Source organism: Pantoea sp. AS142 (assembly GCF_037152305.1).
GTDB lineage: Bacteria > Pseudomonadota > Gammaproteobacteria > Enterobacterales > Enterobacteriaceae > Pantoea.
Genome location: NZ_JBBCMO010000007.1, coordinates 179,679 through 203,331, shown reverse-complemented (window position 1 = coordinate 203,331; position 23,653 = coordinate 179,679). Strand labels below are relative to the sequence as shown.

Here is a 23,653-nt window from a genome sequence, read left to right as displayed (position 1 = left end):
CCCAGCAGCATCGGGCGAGTCGCTTTTGCGCAGGCCCGACTAATAATATGGGGTCTTAAGGGTGAATTACAATCAGGGTTCCCGCTGCGCCACCTCTTTTTGCTCTTCCGGTGGCAGCGTCAGCGGGCCACAAAAACGCTGCGCCAGCCAGGTGGCAACGGTGACCAGTAACCAGGAGAGTACGGTTGCCATCGCCAGATCGCGTGGCCAGTGCATACCCAACAGCAGACGGCTCGCCATCACGCCGGTGGCCCACAGGAAGATCACCGCCACGGTTTTATAATGACGACGCGGCCAGAGCAGACCCAATGCCAGCAGCGCCCAGCTGGCGGCAAACATGGTATGCCCCGACGGAAAGGCAAAACCGGTTTCAAACGCCCAGTGCCGTTTAAGCCAGCCTGGGATCTGCGCCTCATCCGCGATTAGTGAGGTCACCATCTCGCCACGCTGTTTGCGCTTGAGCTCGTAGAAGGTCTTTTCATCCAGGCCGTGATGCTGCTCCAGCCAGATGACATAGGGACGTGGCTCCTGTATCTGCTCTTTAATAAAGGATTTGGTGTATTGCCCGGCCAGAATGGTGGCGTTCATGATCAGCAGCAGCAAAATAGCCGGCTTCAGGCGAAACCGCAGGCACCAGAGCATCCAGGCACTCAACAACACGCTGGTGATAATGCCCCACGGGTTAGTGACGGTTTCGGTCATCCAGAAGAGACCTTTCAGCACTGCATTGCTTTCGCCCGGCTGCCAGCGCCAGCCAGTCAGCCAGACCGCAACCGGCATGATAAGCAGCAGCAACATTCCAAAGGTGGTACGACGCGAAATCTTAAACATCCTCTTCCCTTATCCAGGTGTCAAATGACAACATTTGCATAACTTTAGCTTAAAAAAGAATAACATAACCGTTGCCGATTGGATAATTGTGCTTTATCACTGCAATTGGTATCAGGGATTACCAGCCCGCTTGCGGGTTGTGGCACAATATTGCACGTTTGTCGGGCCACACTGGCCTGTGCACTATCATGATGATAGTGCATCCTCTGAAGGTTCTGGAGAGTCACATGCAGCTTAAACGGGTGGCAGAAGCCAAACTGCCCACGCCATGGGGAGATTTCCTGATGGTTGGTTTTGAAGAATTGGCAACCGGACATGACCATGTTGCGTTAGTCTTTGGCGATGTAAATGATAACGAGCCGGTACTGGCGCGCGTTCACTCCGAATGCCTGACCGGCGATGCACTCTTCAGCCTGCGTTGCGACTGTGGTTTTCAGCTGGAAGCCGCTCTTAACGCCATTGCAGAAGAGGGCCGTGGTGCGCTGCTTTATCACCGTCAGGAAGGCCGTAATATTGGTTTGCTGAATAAGATCCGCGCCTATGCCTTACAGGATAAAGGTTATGACACAGTAGAAGCCAACCATCAGCTTGGGTTTGCCGCCGATGAGCGCGACTTCACCCTGTGCGCGGATATGTTTAAACTGCTGGGTGTTAATGAAGTGCGCCTTCTGACCAATAACCCGCGTAAAGTTGAGATTCTCAGTGAAGCCGGGATCAACATTGTTGAACGTGTGCCATTGGTCGTGGGACGTAATCCGAAAAATGCGCACTATCTGGATACGAAAGCGGAAAAGATGGGTCATCTACTGCCGAAGTCATAGCCGTCGTAAATGAAAAAGCCGGTTACTCCGGCTTTAAATCGCTGCTGAACCCAAACCCGGGTGAAGCTTACCGCAACGGATAAATTCACTGCGCAGGGAACCCGGCTAAAAGAGGAAAGTGTCCCGCGCCAGGGAAACGTCCTAGCCACTTTCCAAACTGACCGGGTTCCCTGTGCAACCATGATCTCAGAGTGAATCGGACCAGACTTCATCCGTCATCTTGAGCCGGGTTTCCCCGGCTTTTTTGTTAGTCCAGCATATTGCGGATAACGTAGTGCAGGATGCCGTCATTGCGGTAATAGGTCAGCTCATTACCGGTATCGATGCGGCAGCGGGTGTCCAGCTCTTCCTTACTGCCGTCAGCATGGGTCAGCGTCACTTTGACACTGCAACCTGGCGTCAATGCCTGAAGATTCTCCACATCAATGTGCTCTTCACCGGTCAGCCCCAGGCTTTTGCGCGTCACGCCCTGCGGGAACTCCAGAGGCAGAATACCCATACCAATCAGGTTTGAGCGGTGAATACGCTCGAAGGATTCGGCAATCACGACCCTGACGCCCTGCAGACGTGGTCCTTTTGCTGCCCAGTCGCGGCTTGAGCCGGAGCCATACTCTTTGCCGGCAATGACCGCCAGCGGAACACCTTCCGCCTGATATTTCATAGCCGCATCATAGATAGCAAGCTGTTCGCCACTTGGATAGTGCCGGGTATAACCGCCCTCTACGCCCGGAACCATTTCGTTGCGGATACGGATGTTGGCGAAGGTGCCGCGCATCATCACTTCATGATTGCCGCGACGCGAACCATAGGAGTTAAAGTCGGTGCGCTCAACGCCGTGTGACAGCAGATAACGTCCGGCCGGGCTTTCTGCTTTAATGCTGCCCGCTGGCGAGATATGGTCAGTGGTGACCGAGTCGCCCAGTAAGGCCAGGACCCGCGCCCCGCGAATATCCTGCACCGGCTTAGGCGCTTTCTCCATATCATCAAAGAAGGGTGACAGACGAATGTAAGTCGAGCCTTCATCCCAGTCGTAAGTCGCCGCTTCACTGACCTTAATCTCCTGCCACTCTGGCGTGCCATCGAAGACTTCGGCGTACTCCTTATGGAACATGTCGCTGGTGACTTGCTGCACTGCCGTGGCGATCTCTTCCGGCGAGGGCCAGATATCTTTTAGATAAACCGGCTGGCCCTGCCGATCGTGTCCCAGCGGCTCGGTCTGCAGGTTAATTTTCATGTTACCCGCCAGCGCGTAGGCCACCACCAGTGGTGGCGAAGCCAGCCAGTTGGTTTTAATCAGCGGATGAATACGGCCTTCGAAGTTGCGGTTGCCCGATAGCACCGCACCCACCGTGAGATCGCCCGCTTTAATCGCAGACTCTATCTCATCTTTCAGTGGGCCAGAGTTACCGATACAGGTGGTGCAGCCATAGCCTACCAGGTTAAAGCCCAGCTCGTCGAGATAAGAGGTCAGTTGCGCGACGGCCAGGTAGTCTGAGACCACTTTAGAACCTGGCGCCAGCGAGGCCTTGACCCATGGTTGACGTTTCAGACCGCGTTCGACCGCTTTCTTAGCCAGTAAACCGGCCGCCATCAGCACGCTGGGATTAGACGTGTTGGTGCAAGAGGTTATCGCACTGATCACCACCGCACCATCGGTAAGTGTATGAGTCAGCCCGGTATCGCTGTCGGTATACGTTACGTTTTTATGGGGTTTCTGCGCCTGATTCACTTCCAACTGGTTGCTGGCATCAAACGCAGCGGGCACATCGCCCAACGAAACCCGATCCTGCGGACGTTTTGGTCCGGCAAGGCTTGATTCCACCTCGTTCATATCCAGCGCCAGCGTACTGGTAAAGCGCGGCTCATCGCCGGGATTCCGCCATAGACCCTGTGCTTTGGCATAGGCTTCCACTAAAGCCACCTGGTCGGCATCGCGTCCCGTCAGTGTCATATAGCTCAGCGTGACGTCATCGACCGGGAAGAATCCACAGGTCGCGCCATACTCAGGAGCCATATTAGCAATGGTGGCACGGTCTGCCAGCGGCAGATCGGCCAGCCCATCACCATAGAACTCAACGAATTTGCCGACAACGCCATGCTTACGCAGCATCTGGGTGACGGTCAGAACCAGGTCGGTTGCCGTAATGCCAGGACGCAGTTTACCCGTGAGTTTAAAACCCACTACATCCGGGATAAGCATTGAGACAGGCTGACCGAGCATGGCGGCTTCAGCCTCAATACCCCCTACGCCCCATCCCAGAACGCCAAGCGCGTTAATCATGGTGGTGTGAGAGTCAGTACCGACCAGGGTATCGGGCCAGGCGTACTCTTCCCCCTTCAACGTTTCATGCCAGATCGCCTTGCCGAGATATTCCAGGTTCACCTGATGGCAAATACCGGTTCCCGGCGGTACCACGCGGAATTTATCAAACGCTTTCTGGCCCCAGCGGAGAAAGACGTAGCGCTCATGGTTTCGCTCCATCTCCAGCCGGACGTTTTCTTCAAAGGCGTCATCATCACCAAAATGGTCAACAGTGACCGAGTGGTCGATAACCAGATCCACGGGTGACAACGGGTTAACTTTTGCTACCTCGCCGCCCAGTCGATTCACTGCTTCGCGCATTGCAGCCAGGTCAACAACAGCAGGAACGCCGGTAAAATCCTGCATTAACACGCGTGCTGGCCGGTAAGCGATTTCCCGATTGGCGTGAGCGTCTTTTTGCCAGTCAACCAGCGCCTGAATGTCCTCCGCTGTAACGGACTCACCATCCTGCCAGCGCAGTAAATTTTCCAGCAGAACTTTAAGAGATTTGGGCAGGCTATCGATATTGCCAAGATGTTGAGCAGCGCGAGGTAGACTGAAGATGTGATATTTTTTGGTGTCGACCTGCAGTATTTCCTGACTCTGCTCACGTAGGGTAGACGACATAGCTCCTCCTTTCATTCATGGTCTTAAACCTTAGAGAGATAAAGGTTTATGTTAAAGATAGACCACAAATTCGTTAACGTTTTGATTACAACACAAATTGCTACAATCGCTCGCAAACGAAAATGCCCCGTGAAGTCACGAGGCATCAGAAAAAGGTGATTTAATTCAAATTACAGCGTTATCCACACCGCCGCAGACCAGAACGCAAAGGAGAAAGCATACGCGCTGAGCCAGGACATTTTAATGATATTCATTTGGTTCACTCCTTCGCCGGAATCGGGCGTAAAAGTTTTTGCGGTCACCTTATAGAGGCGACACCCTTTGGTCGTACAGTATGTGGAAAGGGGCATTTAAAAGCCCGCCGGAAACTCAGGAATAAAAGAGCAGAGACTAATAAAAGGTCTGACAGCGTTATTTGCTTTTAGGCTCCAGAAACGACTCAATAAAAAGTCTCTGGTTATCACTCAAATCCCACGAGTCGGGGATAGACACTTTCTCGTCGTTTGCAAGTGGTTCTTTTCCTTTGCAGGCAACCGGCTTGTGCTGACGCGAGGTCAGGGAACGCTTATGGCTGAGTGTGTTTGCCCACATGGCTTTAGCCCCAGATACGCCAAATCATTAACGCTACAACCACCCAAAACAGCGCAGAGGCAGCGAATACGGTTAACCAGGCGTTGCGACGGGTGTTGCCGGTACGCTCAACCTTGGTGCTTTTTACCGGGAAACCCGGTTGTACAGTCAGTCGTGTATTCATAGTTTTTGATAATCACTCTCAACAAAATGATTGATAACATCGATCAAGATTTAGGAGGAATCCTAAACGCGTTAAGGCCAAAAATCCAGTTATTTTTATTGAGCAAAACGATTAACGGTATTAATCAATAGCCTTCAATAACGTAAGAAATCATTAACGCCCGAACCAATATTTAAATAAACAATCAGCCAATAAATTTGAGTTAATTTAAAAACAGATCCATTCAGGACAATAGAGACTTCATAAGAACCCTATGCTGACAGGCTTCCCACATCAGCTCTTAACTAGAGTATGGGAATAATCCTGGCGAGCTGCAAAGTGACGTAGTTAAAAATGTGTTGTAATTCGCATTTAACAAAACCCAATGGGAAAACATGTGATCAATGTTTCATTTACAAAAAAATAATAAAAAATTTTGATTCTCATTTGGCGCTAAAGCCTGGAGACAAAAAAGGCTGCACCAGGCAGCCTTATTTTAGAAGGTGTGCGTAAACACTATTTAAACGGCAGTCGGATATCCTTAAACATCGCCTCAATGTCTTCGTTAGAGCGCAGCGCAACCGCAGTATCTACCACGTCGCGTGTCAGGTGTGGCGCAAAACGTTGGATAAAATCATACATATAACTGCGCAGGAATGTGCTGCGACGAAAGCCAATCTTGGTCGTACTGTTGGTAAAGATGTCGGCTGCTTCAATGCGAATGAGGTCAGGATCGGCCACTGGGTCAACCGCCATACTGGCGATAACGCCAACGCCCAGACCTAACCGGACATACGTTTTGATCACATCAGCGTCGGTGGCGGTGAACACGATGCGTGGCGTCAGGCCTGCACGATTGAACGCGGTATCGAGCTCCGAACGCCCCGTAAAGCCAAAGGTGTAGGTCACCAGTGGATATTCAGCCAGCTCCTCAATGGTTACCTGCCCTTTTCCAGCCAACGGATGGTCGGCTGTCACCACAATCGCCCGATTCCAGTGGTAGCACGGCAGCATAATTAAATCGTCATAGAGATGCAGGGCTTCGGTGGCAATCGCAAAATCCGCATTACCCTTGGAGACCGCTTCGGCGATCTGGGTCGGAGAGCCCTGATGCATGTGCAAAGAGACACGAGGATAACGCTCAATAAATCCTTTGATCACACCCGGCAGCGCGTAGCGTGCCTGGGTATGCGTGGTTGCTACATAGAGCGAGCCTTTATCTGGCCAGGTGTGCTCACCAGCCACCGATTTGATTGCATCCACTTTAGAGAGAACTTCACGCGCTATACGGATAATCTCTTCCCCTGCAGGCGTCACCTGGGTGAGATGTTTACCGCTGCGAGCAAAGATTTGCACGCCCAGCTCATCTTCCAGCATACGCACCTGTTTACTGATGCCGGGTTGAGAAGTGTAGAGACCTTCCGCTGTTGAAGAGACATTAAGATTATGGTTCACCACTTCGACGATATAGCGCAACTGCTGTAATTTCATATCTATTCCATCCGGTAAGTTACAGAGTCGCATCCCCGGTTGACGTATAGTCGCAAGGGTAAAGAAATGCTATGCATCAGGAAAGGTCGGAAATGCTATAACAACTATATCAGTTTAAGTGAGAGAATAGAACGGATTGATATAAGGCTCAGAAAAAGGCCAGCGAGCGCTGGCCTGAGTGGATTACTTTTTCGCTTCCTGCCAGTTGCCATCTATATAGAAGGCAGACCAGCCGGTTGCTTTGCCCTCTTTTTCTGAGGAAACATACTGCTGTTTGGTCTTGCGGCTGAACCGCACCTGCGTTTTATTGCCTTCCGGATCGACGGCTGGTGCGTCGGCCAGATATTTCAGCTTCTCAGGCAGACGATCTTTGAAGCGCTGAAGCTCTTCCACCAGCGGCGCACGCGTTTCGCGTGATTTCGGGAAGGTGTTGGCCGCGAGGAAAACGCCCGCTGCGCCATCACGCAACACGAAGTAAGCATCTGACTTCTCACACGCCAGCTCTGGCAGCGGAACCGGATCCTCTTTCGGCGGAGCGACTTCCCCACTCCGCAGAATCTTGCGGGTATTTTTGCACTCTTCGTTGGTACACGCCATGTACTTGCCAAAACGCCCCATCTTCAGGTGCATCTCGGAGCCACACTTCTCGCACTCCACCACCGGGCCATCATAGCCTTTGATGCGAAACTCGCCCTTCTCGATTTCATAACCATCACACTCCGGGTTATTACCACAGACATGCAGTTTACGTTCGTTGTCGATTAAGTAGCTGTCCATTGCCGTGCCACACTTCTGGCAGCGACGACGGGCACGCAGGGCATTGGTTTCAGCATCATCCCCTTCCAGAATATTGAGGACTTCATTTTCCGGAATCAGATTGATGGTCTGTTTGCAGCGCTCTTTAGGCGGCAGCGCATAGCCGGAACAGCCCAGGAAGACGCCGGTACTGGCCGTACGAATCCCCATCTGACGGCTACAGGTCGGACAGTTAATCGAGGTCAATACCATCTGGTTCGGCTGCATGCCGCCCTCTTCAGGATCTTTCTCAGCCAATTCAAGCTGCTGAGTAAAGTCGGTGAAGAAGTGGTCGAGCACGGCTTTCCATTGGGCCTGGTTGTTGGCAACCTGGTCGAGGTTGCTCTCCATGCGGGCGGTAAAATCATAATTCATCAGTTCGCGGAAGTTCTCTTCCAGACGGTCGGTGACGATTTCACCCATTTTTTCCGCATAAAAACGACGGTTTTCTACCCGCACGTAGCCACGATCCTGAATGGTCGAGGTAATGGCCGCGTAAGTTGATGGACGGCCAATTCCGCGCTTCTCCAGCTCACGTACCAGTGACGCTTCGCTGAAGCGCGCCGGTGGCTTGGTAAAGTGCTGACCGGGCAACAGCTGTTGCAGATCCAGAACATCACCCACGCTGACTGCGGGCAGGGTGCGATCTTCATCATTCTTGCGCAACGCTGGCATCACTTTGGTCCAGCCATCAAAGCGCAGAATGCGGCCTTTCGCTTTGAGTCTGAACTCACCGGCGGCAGCTGTGATGGTGCTGGAGTCATATTTTGCCGGTGTCATCTGACAGGCAACAAACTGACGCCAGATCAGCTGATAGAGTTTCTGCGCATCCGCTTCCATATCTTTCAGCTTTTCCGCCAACACCTCCACATCAGAAGGACGAATCGCTTCGTGCGCTTCCTGGGAATTCTCTTTGCTGGCATAGGTAATGGCGTTTTCAGGCAGATATTTTTTACCGAAATTGCTTTCGATGTAGCCTCGCGCCATAGCGACCGCATCCTGACTCAGGTTGGTCGAATCGGTACGCATGTAGGTAATGTGACCCGCTTCGTACAACCGCTGCGCCATCATCATGGTTTTCTTCACGCCAAAGCCAAGACGGGTGCTGGCAGCCTGCTGTAACGTCGAGGTGATATAAGGCGCGCCCGGCTTGCTGCTGGTCGGCTTATCTTCACGATCCACGATCTCATAACGCGCTTTTTCCAGCAGCGCCACAGCGGCATAAGTTTCGTCGCGATTGACCGGACGGAAGGCGTTATCGCCTTTGTGCGTCACGTCCATCGACAGCTCATCGCCTTTGGGTGTGGTCAATGCGGCATTAACTTCCCAGTATTCTTCGGGAACAAAGGCTTTGATTTCACGTTCACGTTCTACCACAAGGCGAACGGCGACAGATTGTACACGCCCTGCCGAGAGACCACGGGCGATCTTTTTCCACAGCAGTGGCGAGACCATGTAGCCCACTACGCGGTCCATAAAACGACGCGCCTGCTGAGCATTAACCCGATCAATATTCAGTTCGCCTGGCTTTTCAAACGCCTGACGAATCGCATTCTTGGTGATTTCGTTGAAGACCACGCGGCTGAAGCGCGAGTCATCACCACCAATCACTTCCCGCAGGTGCCAGGCGATGGCTTCCCCTTCGCGGTCAAGGTCGGTTGCGAGATAGATGTGGTCAGCATTGGCAGCTAACGCTTTTAGTTCGGCGACCACTTTCTCTTTGCCGGGCAGGATCTGATAATCCGCTTCCCAGCCGTGGTAGGGGTTAACGCCCATGCGGCTGACAAGTGCGGCCTTCTCATCTTTTTTAACTTTTTTTACTTTCTTATCTGTCGAGGCGTCAGCACTTTTCTTCGCGGTTGAACCACTGGTCGGCAGATCCCGGATATGACCAACGCTGGATTTAACCACGTAGTCACTGCCCAGGTATTTATTGATTGTTTTAGCCTTTGCCGGGGACTCAACAATAACGAGTGCTTTACCCATATTTACCTTTACCTAATGAAAACATCCTGCTTAACGGGAGAGGATTGGATGCCCAAAAACCCAGTGGGTTCAATATTGCTGCGCCTGTTTAACATTTCAAGGCGGAGGGGTCAATCTCAGATCAGATGATGTGGCGGTATGCAACTGCATGATAAAGAGTGCTTTTTCTATCTGAACTCATCGCACATCCTGGTGCAAAATCCCTGAAATCGGAATCGCCCACACTCTACCTGATAAAATCTGTTACGCAACTTAATTAGCACTCAGTAGGGACTTCCGCCAGATTTTCATCGGTCACACCGATTTGTCACACCGCGTGACTCGTCAGTAATATAGAAAGGATTAGGGTTCTGTCAAAAAGGAGCAAATAAATGCAGAGAACAACTCAGGCTATTTCCCGCCAGGCATTGCTGGAAAAGGCCAATGCGTTGATCAAAGAACATGATGATTATTTAGCGGGAATGCAGGCGGATGAGGTGATTCAACAGGGGAATGTGCTGGTATTTCGCGGACCGTTTTTTCTCGACGCGGAGGGACTGCCGACCGCGAAAACCACGGCGGTGTTTAACGTCTTTAAACACCTTGCTGTGGTGCTGTCGCCGCTCTACAGCCTGGAATAAAAAACCCGGCACAGGCCGGGTTCCGCATCAGAGCAGTGGCTTTTCGCCGCGCTGCCAGAGTTTCAGCAATAGTCGTTCTGCCACCGAGCCGGCGCTCTGCGTAAAGCGATCAATCACTTTACGGCGGCGGGCATAATGCACGCCGAGCACATTGAACTGATCCATGTGACGGATGATCAGATCATCGCTGGTCCCGATTTCGTCAATCAGGCCGAGATCCAGCGCCTGGCGGCCATACCAGTGTTCACCGGTTGCAACCTGGTCGATATTAAGTGATGGGCGCATCTGGTGGACAAATTGCTTGAACAACAGGTGCGTTTCGTCGAGATCTTCCTGGAATTTCTCACGCCCCTCTTCTGTGTTTTCACCAAACAACGTCAGCGTGCGCTTATACTGCCCGGCGGTGTGAAGCTCAACATCAATATCGTTACGTTTCAGCAGGCGGTTGAAGTTCGGGATCTGCGCAACTACGCCGATGGAGCCAATGATCGAGAACGGTGCCGCCACAATCCGATCGGCTACGCAGGCCATCATGTAGCCGCCGCTGGCCGCCACTTTATCTACGGCAGCCGTGATGCGCAGACCCTGATCACGCAGACGCTGCAGTTGCGAGGCCGCCAGGCCATAGCCATGAACCACTCCGCCTGGGCTTTCAAGACGCAGCAGCACTTCATCGCCAGGCTGCTTCACGGCGAGCACGGCTGAAACTTCTTCACGCAGGGAGGTCACCTCACTGGCGTCCATGCTGCCTTTGAAATCGAGCACATAAAGCGTGGGCTTAGCACTGTCAGTCTGCCCCTGCTTCGCCGCCTGCTTTTCCGCTTTGGCTTTCAGCTTCTCACTTTTTTTATGATTTTTCAGCCAGACTTTCTGCGCCTGCGGCTTCATTTTTGCCAGCTGTAAATCCTCTTTCATCTGTTGATAGTCGTCACCCAGATGGGTCAGACGAAGCTGACCACTTTGTGCCCGTTTGCGTAATGCGGCATTCATCACAATCATAACAATTACAGCGACGGCAACCACCAGTGTCACCACTTTCGCTAAAAACAGTCCATACGTAGAAATAAAATCCATCAGGTCGCCTTAGTAAACAGAGAATCAAAAACAGTTCGCCAGTTTAGCCGTTTTGCCCTGTTTCGTCGCCTGAAATGCCAGCAGCTGGCACAGAATGCGTGGGTTGGCGATTGCACCCATTCGTAAATTCAGGCATAAAGCGGAATCATGCTGTTTTCGCTGGAGGATCCCACTGTGCATTATCAACCGAAAAGCGACCTGCTCAATCACCGTATTATCCTGGTTACTGGCGCTTCAGATGGCATTGGCCGGGAGGCGGCGCTAACTTATGCCCGTTATGGGGCGGAAGTGATCCTGATGGGCCGTAACCCTGAAAAGCTTAAGCAGGTTGAACAGTCAATCAATCAACTCAATAAATGCCCGGCTCACACAGTGGTGTTCGATCTGGCAGAGGCGACACCGGAACGTTGCCAGCAGGTGGCAGACCAACTGTCACAACAGTTTCCGCGTCTTGACGGCGTGCTGCATAACGCCGGTATCCTCGGCGAAATTGTGCCGCTGGCTGAACTCGCCCAACAGGTCTGGCAGCAGGTGATGAGCATCAACCTGGACGCTACCTTTTTCCTGACTCAAGCGCTGTTGCCGCTGCTGTTAAAATCGGATGCCGGTTCACTGGTATTCACCACTTCCAGCGTTGGCCGAACCGGGCGTGCAGGCTGGGGAGCTTACGCCGTTTCTAAATTTGCTACTGAAGGCATGATGCAAGTGCTGGCTGATGAGTATAAAACGCAGGCATTGCGGGTGAACTGTATCAATCCGGGCGGGACACGAACCAAAATGCGCGCCAGCGCGTTCCCATTGGAAGATGCCAGCAAGCTGAAATCCCCTGCCGATCTGATGCCGCTCTACCTTTATCTGATGGGTGATGACAGCCGACGCAAAACTGGTATCAGCTTTGATGCACAGCCGGGCAGAAAACCGGGAGCCGCTGAATAATGGCTGAGGATCGTCATCAACAGCGTCAGCAGCGGTTAAAGGAGCAGGTCGACGCGCGCATTGCCGCAGCCACAGAGGTCCGCGGCATCCTGATGGTGTTTACCGGCAATGGCAAAGGTAAAACGACCGCGGCCTTTGGTACGGCACTCCGCGCCACCGGTCATGGCAAACGTGCGGCGGCTATCCAGTTTATTAAAGGTGACTGGCCGAATGGTGAGCGTAACCTATTGGAACAACATGGGGTTGAGTTTCAGGTGATGGCAACCGGGTTTACCTGGGATACGCAGAACCGCGAAACGGATACCGTCGCCTGTCTGGCCGTGTGGCAGCATGCAAAGCGGATGCTGGCCGATGAGCAGCTTGATCTGGTGGTGCTCGATGAAATCACCTATATGGTCAGCATGGATTATCTTCCGCTGGGCGATCTGATCATTGCCCTGCAACAGCGTCCGGCTCATCAGAGTGTGATCATTACCGGACGCGGCTGTCATCGCAGCCTGATTGAGATGGCGGATACGGTCACCGAGATGCGCACTGTTAAGCACGCCTTTGATGCCGGTATTCAGGCTCAGCAGGGAATTGACTGGTAACAGAAACGAAAACGCAGCCCTGGGGCTGCGTTTTCGACGATCTGGCAACGTGATTAACCGGAGTTACGTTTGCTGCCCGGATTGCGGCGTGGTGCCCGTGGCGTGCTGCTCACTTTACTGTGACGTTTCACGGCACGACGAATCTGGTTTGCTTTAGTGCGACGACGGTCTTTCTCAACCACCAGCTTGGTAACCGTTTCATCATCCATTTCCACCAGGTTACGCAGGTAGTTAACCGCGGGCAGATCCAGTTCGGTCCAGCCACCGCGTGGCAGGCCTTTTGGTAAGGTGATATCGCCGTAGCGAACACGCATCAGACGACTGACCTGAACGCCGACCGCCTCCCACAAACGACGCACTTCGCGGTTACGCCCTTCGGTCAGGGTCACGTTATACCATTGGTTGATCCCTTCTCCGCCGCCGAAGCGCAAAGTTTTAAAGGCAGCGGGGCCATCTTCCAGTTGAACGCCTTTACTGAGCTGACGAATTTTATCATCGTCGACCTGACCAAAGACGCGCACCGCATATTCACGTTCAACTTCACGGCTCGGATGCATCAGGCGGTTCGCCAGTTCACCGTCAGTGGTGAAGAGCATAAGGCCACAGGTGTTCACATCCAGGCGGCCAACGGCAATCCAGCGTGAGCCGCGCAAACGAGGCAGACGGTCAAATACCGTTGGGCGGCCTTCAGGATCGCTACGGGTGCAGAGTTCACCTTCCGGTTTGTAGTAAGCCAGCACGCGGCAGATTTCAGTTGCTGATTCAGCAATGGAAACCAGATGGCCATCAATACGGATTTTCAGAGATTTGCTGCTTTCGACGCGGTCGCCCAGGGTGGCGATTTTACCGTCGACGCTGACACGGCCAGCGGCAATCATTGATTCGATTTCACGACGCGAGCCATGACCGGCACGCGCTAAGACTTTCTGTAACTTTTCGCTCATTGAGCTTCCTCTTTGTCGCCTTCCCAGGCGTCACGGCAGGGTGATAATTCTTTTTTAATCAATAGGTTAACCTATTAATCCAGCCCCATTATACAGAGATTCCCCCCTGAAGTAACGCGCTTTGTGAGTGATTAAATAGCAAATAAAGAAGGGTCAGCTTCAAACTGTTTTAGCTCTAATAATTCCTACTGCTGAACGACTGATTTAAATAGTGTCCGGCCATATGATAAGGAAATATGTTCAATAAAACGCAGGTATCGAAAACTTTATAGCTGATGGCAAATAAATTTTTTACACACTCCTGTACCATCGAAGTCATGTCCTGATGATGAAAACCTTAACATTATCTTACGCTTTCACGGATTTATTCTTACCTTTAATTATCTGCAAAAAATATTAAAGTTAGCATAAAAAACTGCTTGTTTGATTTTAGTGATGATAGTTGAACGGTGAATATGAAAACTTCAGATTATTCTTAAGGAAGATTTATTTAAAACCTTATTTATCGCGACATTTTATTCTCAGTAGCTTTAATAAATTGTACGACACTATTAAGCTGATACACTTCATCTGAGTCGCACAATAAAAAAGCAGAGATCACTATGAAGTGGTTTTGCGACATTTCAGTCTGACTTTGTCATTCTTAATAAAAATAGTGTTTTACATTAATCCAATAACCGGCGCATCCGGAGTTGTTGCGTTAATACGGTTCAGTGATGAACCTTGCTTGCATGTCAAAAATCTTCACCAGGGATTTCCAGACATGCCTGAATAAAGAAACCCATCATGCGAAACCTGTTGCTGTGCCCGGTGCTTGCTGCACTGGTGCTAAGTGGGTGTTCCGTGGGCCACACTGAGTACAGTCGTACGGCGATGCAGCACGTAGATATGAGCGTGACAGGCATTCCGACGATCCTCGGTCTCGGCACGCTGGGCACCAGCATTCCTCTGACGCCAGAATATAGCCTGACGGCTGCGCACGTCGCCAAAACTGCCGTGCAACGCGTAAAGTCTTATCATCCTTATTGCGACCTTGCGATTATCTATCACAAGAATGATGCCACCACGCTGACTAAGTTCCGCAGTAGCGACATCGGCGATCCGGTTAAAATGTATGGCTACAGTTTTATTTCAGCGATGCCAGTTGAATCGACCGGGATTAATTTAGCCCGCACCGCTATTCGGAATAACTGGAATAAAAGTCCCTGTATAGCAATGGCCTCTAACGCAGGCGTTGTTCAGGGAATGTCTGGCGGCGGCGTTTATAACCGTGATGATACGCTTGGCGGCGTGATTGTAGGCTATTCAGACGCCATCAGGAATGGCCGCAATAATAAAGTGATCCTGAAAGATGTGTCGCTTTATATTCCTTACGGCCAGTTTAAAAGCTGGTTAGAGTCGAATCTGGCCCCGGCACCGACCCGCGGTGTCTGAGCCCGCTGAATTAAAGGAACGGGCGGGTATCGCCCACCCCTTCACGCACAATTTCCGGCGCATCGGTGGTCAGATCGACCACCGTAGTGGGCTGCTGACCCAGCGTGCCGCCATCGATAATCAGATCGACCAGCTTGCCGATGCTGTGCTGGATCTCTTCCGGATCGGACTCAGTGAAATCGTTGCCCGGCAGGATTAATGAGGTCGACATCATCGGCTGATTCAGTGCTTCCAGCAGCGCCAGCGCCACGGGATTCGAGGGTACGCGCAGACCAATGGTCTTACGTTTTTCATTCATCAGGCGGCGCGGCACCTCTTTGGTCGCCTTGAGAATGAAGGTGTAGTTGCCTGGCGTGTTGTTTTTCAGCAGGCGAAACGCTGAATTGCCCACCTGCGAATAGACCGACAGCTCAGAAAGATCCCGGCACATCAGGGTGAAGTTGTGATGCCCGTCGAGTTGACGGATGCGGCAGATTCGCTCCATCGCGCCCTTCTCCTCCAGCCGACAGCCCAGCGCATAGCCGGAATCGGTTGGATAAACAATGACGCTGCCTTTGTTCAGGTAGTCGACCGCCTGATTAATCAGGCGAGGCTGCGGGTTGTCCGGATGAATATGAAACAATTGACTCATAGAAACCTCGTGTCACCTTTCCGTGATTGCCAGGCTGGGAGCCAGATCCGGGAAGCGTTCCCAGACCGGCTCAACCGCCGCGGGCAGCCAGAGTTTGCGGCCCAACTCAATCCACGGACAGGGTTGATGAAAATCAGAACCTTGTGATGCAGCCAGTTCGTTGTCTCTGGCGTAGTGCGCCAGCGTCGTGCGCTCATTGGGTGGCTGCTGGCACTGCGCGACCTCCATCGCATCGCCGCCCGCTTCCCGGAAATGAGCGACCAGCCGTTTGAGCCACTTTGCTGATAACCCGTAACGGCCAGGGTGCGCCAGCACGGCACAGCCACCAGAATGATGAATCGCATCAATAGCTTGTTTAATTGTACACCATTGTGGCGGCACATAACCGGTTTTGCCACGCGCCAGATAATTTTTGAATACCTGCGCGATATTCTCCGCTTTGCCCTGCTCAATCAGGAAGCGGGCAAAGTGACCGCGGGTAATGATGCCGCCATCTGCCAGTCGCGTGGCGCCCGCCAGTGCATCCGGGATGTGCGCCTTCGTTAGTCGCTCACCAATCTCTTCTGCACGTGCTTGCCGACAGGCATGTTGTCCGGCCAGAAACGCCACCATCGCGGGATGGCGGATATCAATGTTGAGTCCTACGATGTGAATCTCATGATTCTCCCACAGGGTGGAAATCTCTGCGCCTGCCAGCACTTTTATCGGTAAATCGTTGTCGATTACCGTTTGTTGCGCTTCTTTTACTCCTGCAACACTGTCGTGATCGGTGATCGCCAGTACGCCGACGCGCATCTCAACCGCTCGCTGCACCAAAGCTGCTGGCGTCAGTAAGCCATCGGAGGCACGCGTGTGGCTGTGTAAATCATAAACCGGGAAACGGGCGATATCGCTCAAGAGAACTCCTGCAAAAACTAAACCGGCCAGCATGATAACGATTTTCGCGGTCAGTGAAAAAGTGTATTGACATTTCCGCCATGAACCCGTTAACTAGTACACAAGTTCACACGTTACGGGTATTCAATCATGGCTGTTGTAATCACGCATTTAAACGGTTGGCGCGATGTTCCCGAAAACGGGCGACAGGGTCGTGCACACTTTGCGTAAACGCTGTGCTAATACCTGAGCCCGCCACCGAGCGGGTTTTTTTTTGAGCGAAATTCAGAGAAATCATCATGCCAAATGCGAAACCTACAGTGAAGTTGATTACCGGCACCGCACCCTACCGCGAAGATCCGGCCGCAGTGTTTCACCAGCTATGCGGCGCACGTCCGGCAACCCTGCTGCTTGAATCCGCTGACATCGACAGCAAGCGCAATTTAAAAAGCCTGCTGATTGTCGACAGCGCGCTGCGCGTTAGCGCCATGGGCAATCAGGTCACTGTTCAGGCGTTGTCAGAAAATGGCCGCGCCCTGCTGCCGCTGTTGGATGAGGCCCTGCCTGAGTCGGTCAGCAATCAGGTTCGTCCCGATGGACGTGAGCTGACTTTCCCGCAGAGCACCGACCATCAGCAAGATGAAGATTCCCGCCTCAAGGCACTGTCGGTGTTTGATGCACTGCGTCTGATTCCACAACTGGTCAACTCCCCTGCCGACGAGCGCGAAGCCGTGCTGCTGGGTGGCCTGTTTGCTTATGATCTGGTTGCCGGTTTTGAAACCCTGCCGGAGCTGGATAATCAGCAACGCTGCCCCGACTACTGTTTTTACCTGGCAGAGACATTACTGGTGATCGATCACCAGACCCACAGTGCGCGTCTGCAGGCCAGCCTGTTCTGCCCGTCCACCAGCGAGTTCCAGCGCCTCCAGCGTCGCATTGAGCAGTTGCACGGCCAGATGCTGCAGCCGGCTCCGGCTCTGCCGGTGCAGCCGGTAGAACAGATGACACTGACCACCAGCCAGAGTGATGAAGTGTATTGCGACGTGGTACGTACGCTGCAGCAGGCGGTTCGGATCGGTGAAATTTTCCAGGTCGTGCCGTCACGCCGCTTCTCGCTGCCTTGCCCGTCGCCGCTGGCTGCTTATGAGACACTGAAAAACAGCAATCCCAGCCCCTACATGTTTTTTATGCAGGATCAGGATTTCTCACTGTTTGGCGCGTCGCCGGAAAGTTCGCTGAAGTATGACGCCACTTCGCGTCAGATTGAGATCTACCCGATCGCCGGTACCCGCCCACGCGGCCGCCATGCCGATGGCTCACTCGACCGCGATCTCGACAGTCGCATCGAACTGGAGATGCGCACCGATCATAAAGAGCTGGCTGAACATCTGATGCTGGTGGATCTGGCGCGTAACGATCTGGCGCGTATCTGCGTACCAGGCAGCCGGTACGTGGCTGACCTGACCAAAGTTGACCGCTACTCATTTGTGATGCATCTGGTCTCCCGCGTGGTGGGTACGCTGCGCGCGGACCTTGACGTGCTGCACGCGTATCGTGCCTGTATGAACATGGGCACGCTGAGCGGTGCGCCTAAAGTTCGCGCCATGCAGTTGATTGCCGGGGCTGAACGCACCCGTCGCGGCAGCTACGGCGGCGCGGTGGGCTACTTCACCGCCCAGGGCGATCTCGATACCTGCATCGTTATCCGCTCTGCCTATGTAGAAGACGGCGTCGCCACCGTTCAGGCGGGCGCTGGTGTGGTGCTGGATTCTAATCCGCAGGCTGAAGCTGATGAAAGCCGTAACAAAGCGCGCGCCGTACTGCGCGCTATCGCGACTGCCCATCACTGCAAGGAGATCTTCTGATGGCCGATATTCTGCTGCTCGATAACATCGACTCTTTTACCTACAACCTGGTTGATCAGCTGCGCACCTTTGGTCACGACGTGGTGATCTACCGCAACAACCTGCCCGCCGAACGGTTAATTGAACAGCTACAGCGGATGGAGAACCCGGTGCTGATGCTCTCTCCCGGTCCCGGCGCGCCAAAAGATGCTGGCTGTATGCCGGCGTTGCTAAACGCGTTGCGTGGTCGTCTGCCGATTATTGGTATCTGTCTGGGTCACCAGGCAATTGTCGAAGCCTATGGCGGCCATGTGGGTCAGGCAGGCGAGATCCTGCACGGCAAAGCCTCTTCAATCGACCATGATGGCGAGGCGATGTTTGCCGGTCTGAGCAATCCGCTGCCGGTGGCGCGCTATCACTCGCTGGTGGGCAGTAACACGCCAGATAAGCTGACGGTTAACGCCAGTTTCAACGGGATGGTGATGGCGGTTCGCCATGACACCGATCGCGTTTGCGGGTTTCAGTTCCATCCTGAATCGATTTTGACTTCTCAGGGCGCGCGCCTGCTTGAGCAGACGCTGGCCTGGGCGCTGGCGAAGTAACAGGGAGAATAACTATGCAACAGACACTGGAAAAACTTTACCAGGCGCAGACGCTGAATCAGGCTGAGAGTCATCAGCTGTTCAGCGCCATCATTACCGGACAACTGGAGCCCACGCAGCTCGCCGCCGCGCTGATCGCCATGAAAGTGCGCGGTGAAACGCCGCAAGAGATCGCCGGAGCCGCCACCGCACTGCTGGAAGATGCCAAACCTTTTCCCCGCCCTGATTACGCGTTTGCCGACATTGTGGGCACCGGCGGCGATGGCAGTAACAGCATTAATATCTCAACCGCCAGCGCCTTTGTTGCCGCGACCTGCGGTCTGAAAGTGGCAAAGCACGGCAACCGCAGCGTCTCCAGCAAGTCGGGGTCCTCCGATCTGCTGGCGGCCTTTGGCATCAATCTCGATATGCCTGCTAACCGGGCGCGTCAGGCGCTGGACGATCTTAACGTCTGCTTCCTGTTCGCGCCGCAGTATCACACCGGATTTCGCCACGCGATGCCGGTTCGCCAGCAGCTTAAGACCCGCACGCTGTTTAATGTGTTAGGTCCGCTGATCAACCCGGCACGCCCGCCACTGGCAGTGATTGGCGTGTACAGTCCGGAACTGGTGATGCCGATTGCCCAGACCCTGAAAGTGCTGGGTTATCAGCGCGCGGCGGTGGTTCACGGTGGCGGAATGGATGAAGTGGCGCTGCACGACGTGACGCATGTGGCGGAACTGCGTGAAGGTGAAATTACGCGCTACCAGCTCTCGCCTGAAGACTTTGGTTTTGGCTTCCATCCCAAAGAGGCGCTGGCGGGCGGCACGCCGGAAGAAAATCGTGACATTCTGACGGCTTTACTTCAGGGTAATGGCCAGCAGGCCCATGAGGAGGCGGTCGCCGTTAACGTAGCGATGTTGCTTAAAGTATTTGGTCAGGAAGATCTGCGTGAAAACGCACAGCAGGCGCTTAACGCCATCCGCAGCGGACAGGCTTATGAGCGTGTCGTCGCACTGGCAGCAAGAGGATAATCATGAAAGGCACCGTGTTAGAAAAAATTGTTCAGGACAAAGCGATTTGGGTTGAAGCCCGTCAGCAGCAACAGCCTCTCTCCACCTTTCAGAACAGTCTTGAACCTGCCAGCCGTCATTTCTACGACGCACTGCAGGGTGCAAGAACCGCGTTTATCCTGGAGTGTAAAAAGGCGTCGCCCTCGAAAGGCGTTATTCGCGAGGATTTCGATCCGGCCGCGATTGCCGGAGTCTACCGCCACTATGCTTCCGCGGTGTCGGTGCTGACCGATGAGAAATATTTTCAGGGCGACTTCGCCTTTCTGCCGATAGTCAGCGCGGCCATCACCCAGCCGGTGCTGTGCAAAGATTTTATCATCGATCCCTATCAGATCTATCTGGCACGTTACTACCAGGCGGATGCGATTCTGCTGATGCTGTCGGTGCTGGATGATGAGCAGTATCGTCAGCTCGCCGCTGTGGCGCACAGCCTGAAGATGGGCGTTCTGACTGAAGTGAGTAATGAAGAGGAACTGGAGCGGGCTATCGCGCTGCAGGCCAAAGTCGTGGGTATCAACAACCGCGATCTGCGTGATCTCTCTATCGATCTCAACCGCACCCGTCAGCTGGCACCGCGACTGTCGCACGGCGTCACGGTGATCAGCGAATCAGGCATCAACAGCTACGCCGATATTCGCGAGCTGAGCCACTTTGCCAACGGCTTCCTGATTGGTTCTGCCCTGATGGAAGAAGCCGACCTGACCGCAGCGGTGCGTCGGGTCACGCTGGGCAGCAATAAAGTGTGCGGCCTGACCCGTGCCGACGATGCGCGTGCCGCCTATGAAGCCGGGGCACTCTATGGCGGGCTGATCTTCGCTGAAGGGTCACCGCGCCAGATTGACACCGCCACGGCACAAAACGTGATCTCTGCCGCCCCGTTGCGCTACGTCGGCGTGTTCCGCAATGCCGCAGTAAGTGACGTTGTCACGAAAGCCAGTGCGCTTTCATTGTCAGCGGTGCAGCTGCACGGTAATGAAACGCCGGCGTTTGTAGCCGAACTACGCGTGGCTCTGCCAGCAGAGATTCAAATCTGGAAGGCGCTACGCATTGAAGGCTCTTTGCCTGCGCGCGACTGGCCACATGTTGACCGTTATGTGTTTGATAATGGCGATGGCGGAACCGGACAGCGTTTCGACTGGTCATTGTTACAGGGGCAGACACTGAACAATGTGTTGCTGGCAGGTGGCCTGAGCGCGGATAACTGTGTTGAAGCCGCGCAGCTGGGCTGTGCCGGACTGGATTTTAACTCTGGCGTGGAAAGCGCACCAGGTATCAAAGATGCCCGTAAAATTGCCGCTGTGTTTCAGACACTGCGCGCCTACTGATTTGCCTGGCCTGCTCAACGGCGGGCCCGAGAAAGGAAGATAAAAATGACGTTACTGAATCCCTATTTTGGCGAATTTGGCGGAATGTATGTTCCGCAAATCCTGATGCCAGCCCTGCGCCAGCTGGAACAGGCGTTTGTCGACGCCCAGAAAGATCCGGAGTTTCAGGCCGAGTTTACCGACCTGCTGAAGAACTATGCGGGTCGTCCTACCGCCCTGACGCTGTGCAAAAACCTGACCAAAGGCACCAAAACGCGCCTCTATCTCAAGCGTGAAGATCTGCTGCACGGTGGTGCGCACAAAACCAACCAGGTGCTGGGCCAGGCATTATTAGCAAAACGCATGGGCAAAAACGAAATTATTGCCGAGACCGGTGCGGGTCAGCACGGCGTGGCCTCAGCGCTGGCCTGTGCGCTGCTGGGCATGAAATGCCGCATCTATATGGGCGCGAAAGATGTGGAGCGTCAGTCACCCAATGTGTTCCGTATGCGTCTGATGGGCGCAGAAGTGATCCCGGTACACAGCGGCTCTGCCACGCTGAAAGACGCTTGTAACGAAGCGCTGCGCGACTGGTCTGGTAGTTATGAAACTGCGCACTACATGCTCGGCACTGCGGCCGGTCCGCATCCCTTCCCGACGATTGTGCGTGAGTTTCAGCGCATGATTGGCGAAGAGACCAAAAAGCAGATTCTGGAAAGAGAGGGCCGCCTGCCCGATGCCATTCTCGCCTGTGTGGGTGGGGGTTCCAACGCCATCGGGATGTTTGCCGACTTTATCGATGAGACCAGCGTGAAGCTGATCGGCGTAGAGCCTGCGGGCCACGGCATTGAGACCGGCGAGCATGGTGCCCCGCTCAAGCATGGTCGCGTCGGCATCTATTTCGGTATGAAAGCGCCAATGATGCAGACCGCTGATGGCCAGATTGAGGAGTCTTACTCGATCTCTGCCGGCCTCGACTTCCCGTCAGTCGGCCCGCAGCATGCGCATCTGAACAGCATTGGTCGTGCGGAATATGTCTCCATTACCGATAACGAAGCGCTAGACGCCTTTAAACAGCTGTGTCGCGCTGAAGGTATCATTCCGGCGCTGGAATCATCCCACGCCCTGGCCCACGCGATAAAGATGATCCAGGCTGAACCGGAAAAAGAGCAGTTGATTGTGGTCAACCTCTCTGGCCGCGGCGACAAAGATATTTTCACCGTTCATGACATTCTGACAGCACAGGGAGAGATCTGATGGAACGTTACAATCAGCTGTTTACGCGTCTGTCAGCGAATAACGAAGGCGCTTTCGTTCCTTTTGTTACGCTTGGCGATCCGTCACCAGAGCTTTCACTGCGCGTAATTGACGCCCTGGTTGAAGGTGGCGCGGATGCGCTGGAGCTGGGTATTCCCTTCTCCGATCCTCTGGCGGATGGCCCGACCATCCAGAACGCGACGTTGCGCGCCTTTGCGGCAGGCACCAGCATCAGCCAGTGTTTTGAAATGCTGGCGACTATCCGCCGTAAATATCCTGATCTGCCGATTGGATTGCTGATGTACGCCAATCTGGTCTTCACCAACGGCGTGGATGCGTTCTATGCCCGATGTGCTGAAGCGGGTGTGGATTCGGTGCTGGTGGCGGATGTGCCGGTGGAAGAGTCTGCGCCCTTCCGTCAGGCAGCCCTGCGTTATGGCGTAGCGCCTATCTTTATATGCCCGCCTAATGCCAGCGATGAGCTGCTGCGTGAGATCGCTTCGCATGGTCGGGGTTACACCTATCTGCTGTCGCGCGCTGGTGTCACCGGCGCTGAAAACCGTGCCAGCCTGCCGTTGCAGCATCTGATCGACAAGCTGCGTGAAAACCACGCGGCCCCGCCGCTGCAGGGCTTTGGTATCTCGGAGCCTGAACAGGTTAAGGAAGCAATTTCTGCGGGTGCAGCGGGCGCAATTTCAGGATCGGCGATTGTCCGAATCATTGAAAAACATCACGCAGAACCTGAGGTGATGCTGAGTGAACTGAAGAATTTTGTCAGCCGTCTCAAAGCTGCCAGCCGTTAATGCTGCCAACATGCCTTATCGCGCGATAAGGCATGATTTGTTTCCTTTTTTTTGATTCCGCTATTTGCCCTTTTTGCAATATCTGCACCACAATGACAAT

General features: G+C 53.6%; 18 protein-coding genes, 1 pseudogene and 1 other annotated feature. Of the genes and pseudogenes, 10 read left to right on the top strand and 9 right to left on the bottom strand.

Annotated features, from left to right (window positions below; all coding sequences use genetic code 11):
- Positions 1-72: 72 nt before the first annotated feature.
- On the bottom strand, positions 73-831 hold the full coding sequence (gene pgpB / locus WFO64_RS14625; RefSeq protein WP_337012828.1) for a phosphatidylglycerophosphatase B: 759 nt from the start codon (positions 829-831) through the stop codon (positions 73-75).
- A gap of 227 nt (positions 832-1,058) precedes the next feature.
- Here pgpB and ribA point away from each other — a divergent pair, with 227 nt between their 5' ends.
- On the top strand, positions 1,059-1,652 hold the full coding sequence (gene ribA / locus WFO64_RS14620; RefSeq protein ID WP_337012827.1) for a GTP cyclohydrolase II: 594 nt from the start codon (positions 1,059-1,061) through the stop codon (positions 1,650-1,652).
- A gap of 247 nt (positions 1,653-1,899) precedes the next feature.
- Here ribA and acnA read toward each other — a convergent pair whose 3' ends face one another.
- From acnA to topA, 4 genes are all read right to left on the bottom strand, one after another.
- On the bottom strand, positions 1,900-4,581 hold the full coding sequence (gene acnA / locus WFO64_RS14615; RefSeq protein WP_337012826.1) for an aconitate hydratase AcnA: 2,682 nt from the start codon (positions 4,579-4,581) through the stop codon (positions 1,900-1,902).
- A gap of 595 nt (positions 4,582-5,176) precedes the next feature.
- A complete protein-coding gene (locus tag WFO64_RS14610) occupies positions 5,177-5,335 on the bottom strand; it encodes a YmiA family putative membrane protein (protein WP_098050400.1) in 159 nt (52 codons plus the stop codon).
- Between the two features lie 495 nt (positions 5,336-5,830).
- Positions 5,831-6,805 (bottom strand): HTH-type transcriptional regulator CysB, encoded by a 975-nt coding sequence (gene cysB, locus WFO64_RS14605; RefSeq protein WP_337012825.1) that lies wholly within the window; start codon positions 6,803-6,805, stop codon positions 5,831-5,833.
- A 183-nt stretch (positions 6,806-6,988) separates the two neighbouring features.
- On the bottom strand, positions 6,989-9,586 hold the full coding sequence (gene topA, locus WFO64_RS14600; RefSeq protein ID WP_337012824.1) for a type I DNA topoisomerase: 2,598 nt from the start codon (positions 9,584-9,586) through the stop codon (positions 6,989-6,991).
- Between the two features lie 371 nt (positions 9,587-9,957).
- On the opposite strand from topA, the gene WFO64_RS14595 reads away from it, so the two are divergent.
- Positions 9,958-10,206: a YciN family protein gene (locus tag WFO64_RS14595; RefSeq protein ID WP_337012823.1), complete on the top strand. Its 249-nt coding sequence runs from the start codon at positions 9,958-9,960 to the stop codon at positions 10,204-10,206.
- Positions 10,207-10,233: 27 nt separating this feature from the next.
- Here WFO64_RS14595 and sohB read toward each other — a convergent pair whose 3' ends face one another.
- The gene (sohB, locus tag WFO64_RS14590; RefSeq protein WP_337012822.1) at positions 10,234-11,280 is read right to left on the bottom strand and encodes a protease SohB; all 1,047 of its coding nucleotides are present in this window, start codon (positions 11,278-11,280) and stop codon (positions 10,234-10,236) included.
- A gap of 174 nt (positions 11,281-11,454) precedes the next feature.
- On the opposite strand from sohB, the gene WFO64_RS14585 reads away from it, so the two are divergent.
- On the top strand, positions 11,455-12,216 hold the full coding sequence (locus tag WFO64_RS14585; protein WP_337012870.1) for a YciK family oxidoreductase: 762 nt from the start codon (positions 11,455-11,457) through the stop codon (positions 12,214-12,216).
- Positions 12,216-12,806 (top strand): cob(I)yrinic acid a,c-diamide adenosyltransferase, encoded by a 591-nt coding sequence (cobO, locus tag WFO64_RS14580; protein WP_337012821.1) that lies wholly within the window; start codon positions 12,216-12,218, stop codon positions 12,804-12,806. Before WFO64_RS14585 ends, cobO begins: the two co-directional genes overlap by 1 nt.
- Before the next feature lie 53 nt (positions 12,807-12,859).
- Here cobO and rluB read toward each other — a convergent pair whose 3' ends face one another.
- The gene (rluB, locus tag WFO64_RS14575; protein WP_337012820.1) at positions 12,860-13,750 is read right to left on the bottom strand and encodes a 23S rRNA pseudouridine(2605) synthase RluB; all 891 of its coding nucleotides are present in this window, start codon (positions 13,748-13,750) and stop codon (positions 12,860-12,862) included.
- A 786-nt stretch (positions 13,751-14,536) separates the two neighbouring features.
- Between rluB and WFO64_RS14570 the strand changes: the two genes are divergently transcribed.
- Positions 14,537-15,184 (top strand): serine protease, encoded by a 648-nt coding sequence (locus tag WFO64_RS14570; RefSeq protein WP_337012819.1) that lies wholly within the window; start codon positions 14,537-14,539, stop codon positions 15,182-15,184.
- Between the two features lie 10 nt (positions 15,185-15,194).
- Here the strand turns inward: WFO64_RS14570 and WFO64_RS14565 are convergent, their stop codons facing one another.
- Both WFO64_RS14565 and rnm read right to left on the bottom strand, forming a co-directional pair.
- The gene (locus WFO64_RS14565) at positions 15,195-15,815 is read right to left on the bottom strand and encodes an L-threonylcarbamoyladenylate synthase (protein WP_003853883.1); all 621 of its coding nucleotides are present in this window, start codon (positions 15,813-15,815) and stop codon (positions 15,195-15,197) included.
- 12 nt (positions 15,816-15,827) lie between these two features.
- On the bottom strand, positions 15,828-16,712 hold the full coding sequence (gene rnm / locus WFO64_RS14560; RefSeq protein WP_442956153.1) for an RNase RNM: 885 nt from the start codon (positions 16,710-16,712) through the stop codon (positions 15,828-15,830).
- A gap of 153 nt (positions 16,713-16,865) precedes the next feature.
- Positions 16,866-16,967, top strand: a sequence feature (Trp leader region).
- Positions 16,968-16,990: 23 nt separating this feature from the next.
- On the opposite strand from rnm, the gene WFO64_RS14555 reads away from it, so the two are divergent.
- The 5 genes and pseudogenes from WFO64_RS14555 (at position 16,991) to trpA (ending at position 23,553) form a co-directional block, all read left to right on the top strand.
- The gene (locus WFO64_RS14555) at positions 16,991-18,556 is read left to right on the top strand and encodes an anthranilate synthase component 1 (RefSeq protein WP_337012817.1); all 1,566 of its coding nucleotides are present in this window, start codon (positions 16,991-16,993) and stop codon (positions 18,554-18,556) included.
- Positions 18,556-20,150 (top strand): annotated as a pseudogene (trpD, locus tag WFO64_RS14550) (bifunctional anthranilate synthase glutamate amidotransferase component TrpG/anthranilate phosphoribosyltransferase TrpD). The gene WFO64_RS14555 and the pseudogene trpD overlap by 1 nt, the downstream one beginning before the upstream one ends.
- 2 nt (positions 20,151-20,152) lie before the next feature.
- On the top strand, positions 20,153-21,514 hold the full coding sequence (gene trpCF / locus WFO64_RS14545; protein WP_337012816.1) for a bifunctional indole-3-glycerol-phosphate synthase TrpC/phosphoribosylanthranilate isomerase TrpF: 1,362 nt from the start codon (positions 20,153-20,155) through the stop codon (positions 21,512-21,514).
- A 45-nt stretch (positions 21,515-21,559) separates the two neighbouring features.
- Positions 21,560-22,750 (top strand): tryptophan synthase subunit beta, encoded by a 1,191-nt coding sequence (gene trpB, locus WFO64_RS14540; RefSeq protein ID WP_337012815.1) that lies wholly within the window; start codon positions 21,560-21,562, stop codon positions 22,748-22,750.
- Entirely contained in the window at positions 22,750-23,553 is an 804-nt protein-coding gene (gene trpA / locus WFO64_RS14535; RefSeq protein ID WP_337012814.1) for a tryptophan synthase subunit alpha, read from the top strand. Before trpB ends, trpA begins: the two co-directional genes overlap by 1 nt.
- Positions 23,554-23,653 lie beyond the last annotated feature (100 nt).

Bases quoted from the DNA above. Each gene is read 5' to 3' on its own strand.
- rluB (WP_337012820.1), bottom strand. From the start codon at position 13,750: ATGAGCGAAAAGTTACAGAAAGTCTTAGCGCGTGCCGGTCATGGCTCG.
- topA (WP_337012824.1), bottom strand. From the start codon at position 9,586: ATGGGTAAAGCACTCGTTATTGTTGAGTCCCCGGCAAAGGCTAAAACA.
- pgpB (WP_337012828.1), bottom strand. From the start codon at position 831: ATGTTTAAGATTTCGCGTCGTACCACCTTTGGAATGTTGCTGCTGCTT.
- WFO64_RS14610 (WP_098050400.1), bottom strand. From the start codon at position 5,335: ATGAATACACGACTGACTGTACAACCGGGTTTCCCGGTAAAAAGCACC.
- WFO64_RS14570 (WP_337012819.1), top strand. From the start codon at position 14,537: ATGCGAAACCTGTTGCTGTGCCCGGTGCTTGCTGCACTGGTGCTAAGT.
- acnA (WP_337012826.1), bottom strand. From the start codon at position 4,581: ATGTCGTCTACCCTACGTGAGCAGAGTCAGGAAATACTGCAGGTCGAC.
- cysB (WP_337012825.1), bottom strand. From the start codon at position 6,805: ATGAAATTACAGCAGTTGCGCTATATCGTCGAAGTGGTGAACCATAAT.
- WFO64_RS14565 (WP_003853883.1), bottom strand. From the start codon at position 15,815: ATGAGTCAATTGTTTCATATTCATCCGGACAACCCGCAGCCTCGCCTG.
- cobO (WP_337012821.1), top strand. From the start codon at position 12,216: ATGGCTGAGGATCGTCATCAACAGCGTCAGCAGCGGTTAAAGGAGCAG.
- ribA (WP_337012827.1), top strand. From the start codon at position 1,059: ATGCAGCTTAAACGGGTGGCAGAAGCCAAACTGCCCACGCCATGGGGA.
- WFO64_RS14555 (WP_337012817.1), top strand. From the start codon at position 16,991: ATGCCAAATGCGAAACCTACAGTGAAGTTGATTACCGGCACCGCACCC.
- trpA (WP_337012814.1), top strand. From the start codon at position 22,750: ATGGAACGTTACAATCAGCTGTTTACGCGTCTGTCAGCGAATAACGAA.
- trpB (WP_337012815.1), top strand. From the start codon at position 21,560: ATGACGTTACTGAATCCCTATTTTGGCGAATTTGGCGGAATGTATGTT.
- trpCF (WP_337012816.1), top strand. From the start codon at position 20,153: ATGAAAGGCACCGTGTTAGAAAAAATTGTTCAGGACAAAGCGATTTGG.
- sohB (WP_337012822.1), bottom strand. From the start codon at position 11,280: ATGGATTTTATTTCTACGTATGGACTGTTTTTAGCGAAAGTGGTGACA.
- WFO64_RS14595 (WP_337012823.1), top strand. From the start codon at position 9,958: ATGCAGAGAACAACTCAGGCTATTTCCCGCCAGGCATTGCTGGAAAAG.